At 31.1% G+C, this 10,286-nt stretch carries 11 protein-coding genes; all 11 read right to left on the reverse strand.

All coding sequences use genetic code 11. The features are described 5' to 3' along the window. Nucleotides 1-79: 79 nt before the first annotated feature. Nucleotides 80-2,209, reverse strand: coding sequence for a polyribonucleotide nucleotidyltransferase (locus BR66_RS0107090; protein ID WP_026882285.1), 2,130 nt, complete (start codon nucleotides 2,207-2,209; stop codon nucleotides 80-82). Nucleotides 2,210-2,320: 111 nt separating this feature from the next. After that, on the reverse strand, nucleotides 2,321-2,587 hold the full coding sequence (gene rpsO, locus BR66_RS0107095; RefSeq protein ID WP_026882286.1) for a 30S ribosomal protein S15: 267 nt from the start codon (nucleotides 2,585-2,587) through the stop codon (nucleotides 2,321-2,323). A 132-nt stretch (nucleotides 2,588-2,719) separates the two neighbouring features. After that, nucleotides 2,720-3,646 carry a bifunctional riboflavin kinase/FAD synthetase gene (locus BR66_RS0107100; protein WP_026882287.1) on the reverse strand — a complete coding sequence of 309 codons (927 nt, stop codon included), beginning with the start codon at nucleotides 3,644-3,646 and terminating at the stop codon, nucleotides 2,720-2,722. A gap of 9 nt (nucleotides 3,647-3,655) precedes the next feature. Further along, nucleotides 3,656-4,528: a tRNA pseudouridine(55) synthase TruB gene (gene truB / locus BR66_RS0107105; protein WP_026882288.1), complete on the reverse strand. Its 873-nt coding sequence runs from the start codon at nucleotides 4,526-4,528 to the stop codon at nucleotides 3,656-3,658. 1 nt (nucleotide 4,529) lies between these two features. Continuing rightward, entirely contained in the window at nucleotides 4,530-5,492 is a 963-nt protein-coding gene (locus tag BR66_RS0107110; protein ID WP_026882289.1) for a DHH family phosphoesterase, read from the reverse strand. After that, on the reverse strand, nucleotides 5,482-5,850 hold the full coding sequence (gene rbfA, locus BR66_RS0107115) for a 30S ribosome-binding factor RbfA (RefSeq protein ID WP_026882290.1): 369 nt from the start codon (nucleotides 5,848-5,850) through the stop codon (nucleotides 5,482-5,484). The genes BR66_RS0107110 and rbfA overlap by 11 nt, the downstream gene beginning before the upstream one ends. Nucleotides 5,851-5,869: 19 nt before the next feature. Continuing rightward, nucleotides 5,870-7,960, reverse strand: coding sequence for a translation initiation factor IF-2 (infB, locus tag BR66_RS0107120; protein ID WP_026882291.1), 2,091 nt, complete (start codon nucleotides 7,958-7,960; stop codon nucleotides 5,870-5,872). Nucleotides 7,961-7,965: 5 nt separating this feature from the next. Beyond that, nucleotides 7,966-8,286 carry a ribosomal L7Ae/L30e/S12e/Gadd45 family protein gene (locus BR66_RS0107125; RefSeq protein ID WP_026882292.1) on the reverse strand — a complete coding sequence of 107 codons (321 nt, stop codon included), beginning with the start codon at nucleotides 8,284-8,286 and terminating at the stop codon, nucleotides 7,966-7,968. Further along, nucleotides 8,276-8,545, reverse strand: coding sequence for an RNase P modulator RnpM (gene rnpM, locus BR66_RS0107130; RefSeq protein ID WP_026882293.1), 270 nt, complete (start codon nucleotides 8,543-8,545; stop codon nucleotides 8,276-8,278). Before rnpM ends, BR66_RS0107125 begins: the two co-directional genes overlap by 11 nt. 12 nt (nucleotides 8,546-8,557) lie before the next feature. Further along, nucleotides 8,558-9,628, reverse strand: coding sequence for a transcription termination factor NusA (nusA, locus tag BR66_RS0107135; protein WP_026882294.1), 1,071 nt, complete (start codon nucleotides 9,626-9,628; stop codon nucleotides 8,558-8,560). Between the two features lie 11 nt (nucleotides 9,629-9,639). Continuing rightward, on the reverse strand, nucleotides 9,640-10,101 hold the full coding sequence (gene rimP, locus BR66_RS0107140; RefSeq protein ID WP_026882295.1) for a ribosome maturation factor RimP: 462 nt from the start codon (nucleotides 10,099-10,101) through the stop codon (nucleotides 9,640-9,642). Nucleotides 10,102-10,286 lie beyond the last annotated feature (185 nt).

A 10,286-nucleotide genomic window follows, 5' to 3' on the forward strand; every position in this document is an offset into this window, starting at 1 on the left:
AATTTTATGCTTTTTTTAAGTGAGTAATTACAATTAACTTAATAAAAAAAAATAAAAAGGCAATAGCCCTTCTATTTTTTTAATTATTGGTTTTTTCTTTTGTTTCATCTTTTTCAGTTTGTGATTCTTGCATTGCATCTTTTCTTGAAAGATTAATTCTTCCTTGGTTATCAACTTCTGTTACTTTTACTAGTATCTCATCACCAATTGACACAATATCTTCAACTTTTTCTACTCTTTTTACATCAAGTTTAGAAATGTGAACAAGTCCTTCTTTTCCTGGGAATATTTCTACGAAAGCTCCGAAGTTAGTTATCTTCGTTACTTTACCAAGATATATTTCTCCTGGTTTAACATCTCTTGTTAAATCAGCGATTATTTTTAGTGCTTTTTGTGCATTAGCATTATCGTTTGACATAATGAAAACTTTTCCATCTTCCTTAATATCAATTTTAACACCAGTTTCAGCGATAATTTTATTTATTGTCTTACCACCAGAACCAATTACTGTTCTAATCTTTTCTGGATCAATGTTCATTGTATAAGCCCTAGGAGCATACTCTGACATTTCTTGTTTTGGAGCTGGAATACATTCATTGATTTTATCAATTATATGGAGTCTAGCTTTTCTAGCGCCATATATTGCAGTCTTAATACATTCTTTTGAAAGTCCATGTATTTTTGTATCAACTTGAATAGATGTTATTCCAACTACAGTTCCACCAACCTTAAAATCCATGTCACCACAAGAATCCTCAAGTCCTTGAATATCAGTCAAAATTTGTTCTCTTGACATATCTGGACTTGTTATAAGTCCCATAGCTATTCCTGCAGCTGGTCTTTTTATTGGAACACCGGCATCAAGTAATGCTAAAGTACTTCCACAAATACTAGCCTGTGAAGTTGATCCATTAGAACTTAAAACTTCTGAAACAAGTCTTATAGTATAAGGAAATTCTTCTTCAGAAGGTATTAATGGTTCAAGAGCTCTTTCTGCTAATGCTCCATGACCTATTTCTCTTCTTCCAGGACCTCTAAGTGGTTTAACTTCACCTGTTGAATATCCAGGAAAATTATAATGATGCATATATCTCTTAGTTTCTTCAGTTCCAAGACCATCAAGAATTTGTACATCCCCAAGTGCGCCTATAGTTGCTACTGTCATAACCTGAGTTAATCCTCTTGTAAACAATCCTGTTCCGTGAGTTCTAGGTAATATTCCAACTTTACAATTGATTTGTCTTACTTCATCAAAGCCTCTACCATCAGGTCTTCTATCTTCATTCAAAAGCATATTTCTTACAACTTCTTTTTGAATAGCGTAAACTGTGTCACTTATATCTGAAAGTTTACCTGGGTATTCTTCAATGAACTGTCCATTTATCTTTTCAGATAAAGCTCTAAGTGCAAATCCTCGTTCATCCCTATCAGTTATATACATTGCCTCTTTTAACATGTCAAAAGCATAACTTCTAATTGCAGCATCCAAATCTTCAGCTACTTTATGTAAAACTGGCTTAAGTTTTTCCTTACCAAACTTTTTAACAGCCTCTTCTTGGAATTCAACTATTTTTTGGCAAGCATCAAATCCAAAGTCAATAGCATCAAGCATAACTTGCTCTGGTATTTCGTCTCCACCAGCTTCAATCATCATCACTTTTTCCTTAGTTGCACAAACAGTTAAATGCAAAGTACTTTTTTCTGCTTCAGCCACAGTAGGATTCAGAATAAATTTTTCATCAATTAATCCAACTGACACTGTTGCAACTGGTATATCAAAAGGTATACTAGACAAACATAGAGCCATTGATGCTCCATTCATAGCAAGTATTTCTGGTACATTGTCTTGATCTACAGATACTACAGTACATACAATCTGCACATCATTTCTATAACCTTTTGGGAAAAGAGGTCTTAATGGTCTATCTATTGCTCTAGCATGTAATATAGACTTTTCCGATGGTCGTCCTTCTCTCTTTATAAAGCCACCTGGTATTTTACCTACTGCATATAATTTTTCTTCATATTCAACACTTAAAGGGAAGAAACTCATACCATCTTTAGGTTGGCTTGAAGCATTGACATTAACCAAAATAACAGTTTCACCGTAGCTGATAAACATAGCACAATTTGAAAGCATTCCTAACTCATCGCCGAATTCAATTTTAAGTTTTCTTCCAGCAATTTCAGTTTCAAGTATATGATTCATATATCTTACCTCCTTAAATAATTTAATCATTCATATTATTGTAATAAAAAAGATTTTCTATGTAATTAAGATCCATTAAAATAATAGAGCGGCCAAAAACCGCTCTATTAATTACTTTCTTAATCCAAGTTTTTTAACAATAGCACGATATCTTTCGATATCTTCTCTCATTAAGTAATTCAAAAGACCTCTTCTTCTACCTACCATCATAAGAAGACCTCTTCTTGAGTGATGATCTTTTTTATGGATATTTAAGTGATCCTGATTTAAATGATTGATTCTTTGTGTTAATAATGCTATTTGGACTTCAGGTGAACCTGTATCGCCTTCATGTCTAGCATTTTCTTTGATTATAGTTTCTTTAGTTTCTTTGTCCATTTTGACACCTCCAAATAATTAGCCCCTTGTTCCAGGAATAACGTCGGTCATTCGATAATCTTAGAATAAGGATTCTAAACTTTATTATAACAAAACAAATTTTAAATGTAAATTGTTTTTTCAAAAATCAAGCTATATTTCTATATTTTGCTCTTTTGCAAAGGTCTTGTCTCTTTCCATCTGAGCCTTAAGATCATCTAAATTATTAAACTTAACCATGTCCCTTATTCTATTTATAAAATATAATTCTATGTTCTTATTATAAATATTACTTTTAAAATCAAGTATATAAGTTTCTATAGTTAATTTATTAATTCCAATAATGGTTGGATTTTTTCCAATGCTAGTTATACCCTTGTAAAGGTTATTATTATATTTTACAACAGTATAATATACTCCCATTTTAGGTAAAGCAAAGTCTTTGTGATATTCTAAGTTTGCTGTAGGGAAACCAATAGTTCTTCCTACTTTTTTTCCTTCTATAATTTTTCCTTCTAACATGAAAGGCTTTAAAAGCATTTTGTTTGCTTCTTCTATATTTCCTGATAATATTTTTTCTCTTATTCCAGTACTACTTATAATCTCTTCATCACATTTTATGGGACTTACAATGTAAAGCTTAAAATTGTATTCTAAGCTTAGTCGTTTTAGTAAGTTTATATCACCTTGGTTTTTATGTCCAAATTTATGATTAAATCCAACTACAAACCCTATAGCATTATAGTGGTTAATAAGATTCAAAATATAATCTTCAGGAGATATTTTCATAAAATCGCTATCAAAATTTGCAAAATTTATAATATCAATACCCAAACTTGTTAAAATATTCGCCTTAGTTTCATTGGACATTATTAGTTTTGGGATCCTGCTCTTATCAATAATTGATAAAGGATGGTTAATAAATGTATTTACCATACTCTTAGCATTATTCTCTTTTGCAAGTTCCAACACTTTATTAATTAGGGCCAAATGTCCTAAATGTAGTCCATCAAAACTTCCAAGGGCAATAAAAGTTTTATCTTTTAATTTAATGTTAAAATTATCATTAATAACCATCATATCTTACTCCTAAGTTAATAATAATTTAATTATTTTAAAGCCGGAGTCATTTTTTTCGCCTAGTCCTATAAAAGTGTTATTTTTAAGATATACTCTATAAATAACATTTTTTTCTACATTACCAGTTAACGAATCGTCTTTAATTGTAACGCCATTTACTAATAGTTTTTCTGCAGAATCTTCAAAATATATTTTGTCATACATATGCAAAGCTTTATCCATTGGAATTAAATATTCATGAAAATTTTCTTTTGTTAAATTTTCTAAAGCAATGGTGTTATCTTTTGTAAACATGCCTGAAGCAACTCTCTCCAAGTCCCACATTAATGCCCCACATTTAAGTTTCTCACCCAAATCATGACAAAGACTTCTTATATATGTACCCTTAGAACATTTTACTGTAAAGTGCACATAGGGTATATCTATTTTCTCTATGTCAATACTATATATTTTAATTTTTCTGCTGTCCCTATGAATCTCAATGCCCTGCCTTGCTAAATCATATAATCGTACTCCATTTACTTTAAGGGCAGAATACATAGGAGGAACTTGATCTATATCACCAACAAATGACGCAATTGCATCTAATACTTCTTTAGAATCGGGCAAAACAACATTGTTTTTTATTATTGTACCTTCTCTATCATAAGTATCACTTATTTCACCTAATTTCAAAATTGTTCTATATATTTTAAAATCTTTCATAATGTAATCTACTATTTTAGTTGACTTTCCAAGGCATATTGGAAGTACTCCTTTTGCCATAGGATCAAGGGTGCCAGTATGACCTACTCGTTTTATTCCCGAAAGTTTTCTTACTTCTTTCACCACGTCAAAAGAAGTTATACCCTCAGGTTTATATACATTAATTATCCCATCCATATTAACGCAACTCTTTTTGAAAATCTTTAATTAATAGTTTTTCTGCCTGATTAACTGAAACATCCATACTTAGTCCAGCAGCCCTAATGTGTCCACCACCACCGTAATTTTCAGCTATCTTGCGTACATCAACATATTCATTTGATCTTAAACTAGCTTTTATACCTTTATCTTTTTCCTTAATTAAAACTGCTGCTTCAACCGAGGAAATTTTAAGACCTAGTGACATAAATTCTGCGCTATCACATTGCTGAAGTCCAACTTCTCTTAACATTTCTTGAGTGAGTTTCATAACGCATACTTTACCATCACATGCTAAATATAAATTGTTTATAACTAATCCCTGAAGTTTTATTATAGGGAGTTTTTTATTGTCAAATATTTTTCTGTGAACCAAGCTAAAATCGAAATCAATATTTTTCATTAGATCACTTACAATATCATGAGTAGTATATGTTGTATTTGAATGCCTAAAAGAACCCGTATCAGTTAAAATAGAAGTATAAATACAGATAGCTATATCAGTATTTATATCAATTTTCATCTCTTTAATTAGTTTGTATATAATTTCACCAACTGAAGCCGCCCCAGGATCAACATAATTAATATCACCAAATTTATCATTTGATATATGGTGATCTATATTAATAAGGCTAAAGGTTCTATTGGAAAAATCCACATTACAATTTAGCCTTGCAATACTTCCACAATCTAATGTAATTAGGCAATCTGTACCTTCTAAAATCTTAGAACAACTTCCATCAATTTCTTGACTCAGAGCTAGGTATTCAAATGTTTCCGGAATATTTTCTTTGCAAATTATATATGCACACTTATTAATTGAGCGCAATGCATTTAATAATGCTAAAGAGCTTCCAAGTGAATCACCATCAGGTGATTCATGAAAAGTAATTGCAATTTTATTACTTTTCATGATCATATTAATTATTTCCTTAATCATTATTTTCACCTGTTTTCTTTATTTTTTGAAGAATATCATTAATGTGCATACCATGCTCAATAGAATTGTCTAGTTCAATTATTATTTCTGGAGTAACTCTTAATTTAACTTCTTTTCCTACTCCACGTCTTATAAAACCAGCACTTTTTTTCAAAATTTTAAGACTTAACTCTTTGTCAGCATCATTCCCCAATATGCTTACAAATACAGTAGCATATCCTAAGTCCTTGGTAACCTCAACTCTAGTAACACTTATTAATATATTACTACTAAGTCTAGGATCTTTTATATCATTTTGAATAATGCTACTAACTACTTTTTTTACTTCTTCATTAATTCTACCGGCTCTGTATTTAACCATAGAACTCACTCCTTCGTAATTATAGTGCTTTAGGTTTTATCTCTTCCATAGCAAAAACCTCTAAAATGTCGCCTTCTTTTATATCATTAAATTTTTCTATTGTAAGACCACATTCAAATCCAGCCAATACTTCTTTTGCATCGTCTTTAAATCTCTTTAATGACGCAAGATTTCCTTCTAAAATAACAATACCATCTCTTATAATTCTTATAGTACTGTTTCTTGTTATTTTACCATCAAGAACATAAGATCCAGCTACTGTTCCAATACTTGATATTTTATAAACTTCTCTGATTTCAACTTTACCTACGATTACTTCTTTAAACACAGGCTCAAGCATTCCTATCATAGCAGCTTTAACATCATCAATAGCATTATATATTATTCTATAAGTCTTCATTTCAACTGATTCTTTTTCCGCAATAGCAGTAGCATTATCATTAGGTCTTACATTAAATCCAATAATAATAGCATTTGAAGCACTAGCAAGAGTTACATCAGTTTCAGTAATAGCACCTACGGCACCATGTATTACTCTAACTTTAACTGACTCAATTGAAAGTTTTTCAAGTGACTGTTTTAATGCTTCAATAGATCCTTGAACATCAGCCTTAATAATAATATTAAGTTCTTTAACCGTACCTTCTTGGATTTGCTTGTATAAATCCTCTAAGGATACTTTATGATTAGCATTTAAATAACTAGTTCTTAGCTTATCTTTTCTCTTATCAGCCATTTCTCTAGCTGTTTTTTCATCTTTAATTACATTGAATTTATCTCCAGCTGCTGGTACTTCTGAAAGACCTAATATTTCTACTGGCACAGATGGTCCAGCTGTCTTTATCTTCTTTCCCTTATCATCAAACATGGCTCTTATTCTTCCGTAAGTTGATCCAACAAGAATTGAATCTCCTGTATGAAGTGTACCATTTTGAACTAGTAGTGAAGCTACAGGACCTCTACCTTTATCAAGCTTAGACTCAATTACAGCACCCTTTGCTTTTCTAGTAGCATCTGCTGTTAATTCTTGAATTTCAGAAGTTAATACTATCATTTCAAGAAGACTATCTATTCCTTCTTTAGTTTTTGCTGAAACTGGTACACAAATTGTATCTCCACCCCAGTCTTCTGCAACAAGACCATGTTCAGTAAGCTCTTGTTTAACCCTATCTAGGTTAGCACCTGGTTTATCAATCTTATTTATTGCCACAATCATTGGTACATTAGCTGCCTTACAATGATTAATAGCTTCTTCAGTCTGTGGCATTATACCATCATCTGCTGCTACAACCAAAACAACTATGTCTGTTATTTGTGCTCCTCTTGCTCTCATAGCAGTGAATGCTTCATGTCCTGGCGTATCTAAAAATGTAATACTTTCACCATTGATATTTACTACATATGCTCCAATATGTTGAGTAATTCCACCTGCTTCTGTTTCTGTAACAGTTGCTTTTCTTATTGCATCAAGTAATGATGTCTTACCGTGATCAACATGACCCATTACGGTAACAACTGGTGATCTCTTTTTAAGTAGAGCCTCATTCACTACTTCATTGTCTATTTCCATAAATTCACTTTCGTTATTCTCTTTTATATGAATTAATGTAACCTCAAACTTTTCTGCCAATTTTCTAGCTGTTTCAAAATCTAATTCCTGATTTATTCCTGCCATAACTCCCATAAACATCAATTGTCTAATAACTTCAACTGTGGACTTTGAGAGCTTTTCAGAAAGATCCTTAACAGTTATTGTATCATTCATTTCAACGGTTTCAGTTGGAGCTAATGGTATTATTGGAACTGAATTATCTTCTTCTTCACTTACTACCTTATTTTTAACTTTTCTAGCCTTTTTCTCTTTAACGCTGTCATTTAATATTTCTTCATACACTTCTACTATATCTTCTTTTTTATCTTCACCAGTACTTATAAAATCATTTTTGTCATTATCCGCAAAAAATTCTTTTATAAGTGCTGCGTCTTCATCTTCAATAGTACTCATGTGATTTTTTACTGTTATATCAAATTCTTTTAATAATAAATCAATTAGATCTTTACTTGAAATATCTAATTCTTTTGCCAATTCATGCACACGTATTTTTGACAAATCGTTCACCCCCGATTAATTTTTTCTTCATTCCATAATTCTAAAAGCCTCTTGCTCATGCGTGCTTCTGTAACACAAACAACATTAATTTCGAGTCTCCCTAAGGCACTACCAAGCTCTTCTTTTGAAAAAGAGTTAATTATAGTTGTATTATACCTATCACAGTATGTATTAAATTTATCTTTTGTATTTGTTGATGCATCCATAGACATTATAATTAGTTTCGCTTGCCCAAACTTTAGGGCCTCTTCACACTTATTATATCCTTCTTTTAAGTTGCCTGCTTGTTTTGTTAAACCAAGAAACTGCAAAAATTTATTTTTCATTTAAAATTTCATCCTTTAGTTTCTCATAGATTTCATCACTAATAGTTGTTTCTAAGTTTTTTGAAAGTCGCCTTGTTTTTATTGCTTTTTCAAGACAGGCTATATCCTTGCAAATATAGGCACCTCTTCCTGGTTTTTTACCAGTAAAATCAATAGAAACTTCGTCTTCTTTATTCTTAACAACACGGATAAGCTCTTTTTTTATTTTCATTTCCATGCAACCAGTACACATTCTTTGAGGTATTTTTTTAACTACCATAATAAAGCACCCCTATTCTTCAATAGATTTTGCTAAGTTTTCAGTCTGAGCCTTGCTTTTAATGTCTATTCTCCAGCCTGATAGTTTTGCCGCTAGTCGTACATTCTGACCTTCTTTTCCTATTGCAAGTGAAAGTTGGCCTTCATCAACAATAACTGTGGCACTTTTATTTTTTTCATCTATGGAAACATCTATAACTTTTGCTGGACTTAATGAATTAGCAATATATTCTTCTGGTAGTTTACTCCATTTAATTATATCAATTTTTTCATTCTTAAGTTCATTAACTATACTTTGTACTCTAACACCTCTTGGTCCTACGCAAGCACCCATAGGATCAACATTCTCATCAGATGAATAAACAGCAATTTTAGTTCTTGAACCTGCTTCTCTGGATATTGATTTTATTTCTACAACACCCTGAAATATTTCTGGCACTTCAAGTTCAAAAAGTCTTTTAACAAGACCAGGATGAGTTCTTGAAACTAGAACTTGTGCTCCCTTTGTTGTATTTTTAACTTCTACTATATATAACTTTATTTTTGTGTTATATATATAATCTTCTCCAGGTATTTGCTCATTTGCTCCAAGCACAGCCTCAGTTTTTCCAAGATCAATTAGAACATTGCCTTTATCTTTTCTAATTACAGTTCCAGTAACAATATCAAATTCTTTTTCAGAAAATTCATTATATATGATGCTTCTCTCAGCTTCTTTTATTCTTTGAACAACTACTTGTTTTGCTGATTGAGCTGCAACTCTGCCAAAAGTCTTTGGAGTAACTTCAATGTCTATTAAATCACCAATCTGATATTTAGGATTTATTGCTTTAGCATCCTCTAAACCTATCTCATTTAAATTATCGTAAGTTTCCTCCACAATATTTTTTTGAGCATAAACATGAATATCTCCATTTTCTCTGTTCATTGTTACTTTTACATTATGAGCATTATCAGCTATTTTAGCATAATTTTTTTTATATGCCGCTACAAGGGCGTCCTCAATAGTTGAAAATAACATTTCTTCACTTATACCTTTTTCTTTAACGATTTCTTTTAAAGCACCAATAAATTCCTCATTCATTTTTTAACCCCCTATACATTCCCTTCTAAAATTATTCTATCAATAACATTTCTAGGAATAGATACTTCTTTATTTTTATAATCAATATGAATATTTTCTAGCGTAAAACTCAAAAGTTTGCCAGTGTATTTTTTCTTTCCATTATACAATTCATTTAGTTCTAGGCTAACTTTAGCATCAATGCTTTTAGTTAAATGCTCTTCTGTAAAAAGCTGTCTATAAACGCCTGGAGAAGAAACCTCCAAATAATATCCAACATCAATTGGATCAACTTTATCTAAAGTTTCACTAATCTTTTTACTTACAAGTGCACAATCATCAAGTCCTATTCCTTTTTCATTATCTATATAAATTCTAAGATAATCTTCATCGTCTTCATGAGTAAATTCTAAATAGTAAAATTGATAATTTAATTCTAATACTATAGGTTTTAACAGTTCTATTAACTCTTTAGTCAAAGCTGTCTCATCCATTTTAAATCCCTCCTTACTAAATAGTTTTTACAATTTTTATTAATATATTTACTCCAACATAAAAACGCAACTATAGTTGCGTTTAACAAACAGAAAGAGCGGGCTTTAACCCACTCTTTTGCAAAATTTACCGGTAAAATGATATCTAATCTCATTTTAACACAACAAATTAGTTATTTCAAGGA

The sequence above is a fragment of the Clostridium akagii DSM 12554 genome, from assembly GCF_000686725.1.
In the GTDB taxonomy this organism is placed as follows: Bacteria; Bacillota; Clostridia; order Clostridiales; family Clostridiaceae; genus Clostridium_I; species Clostridium_I akagii.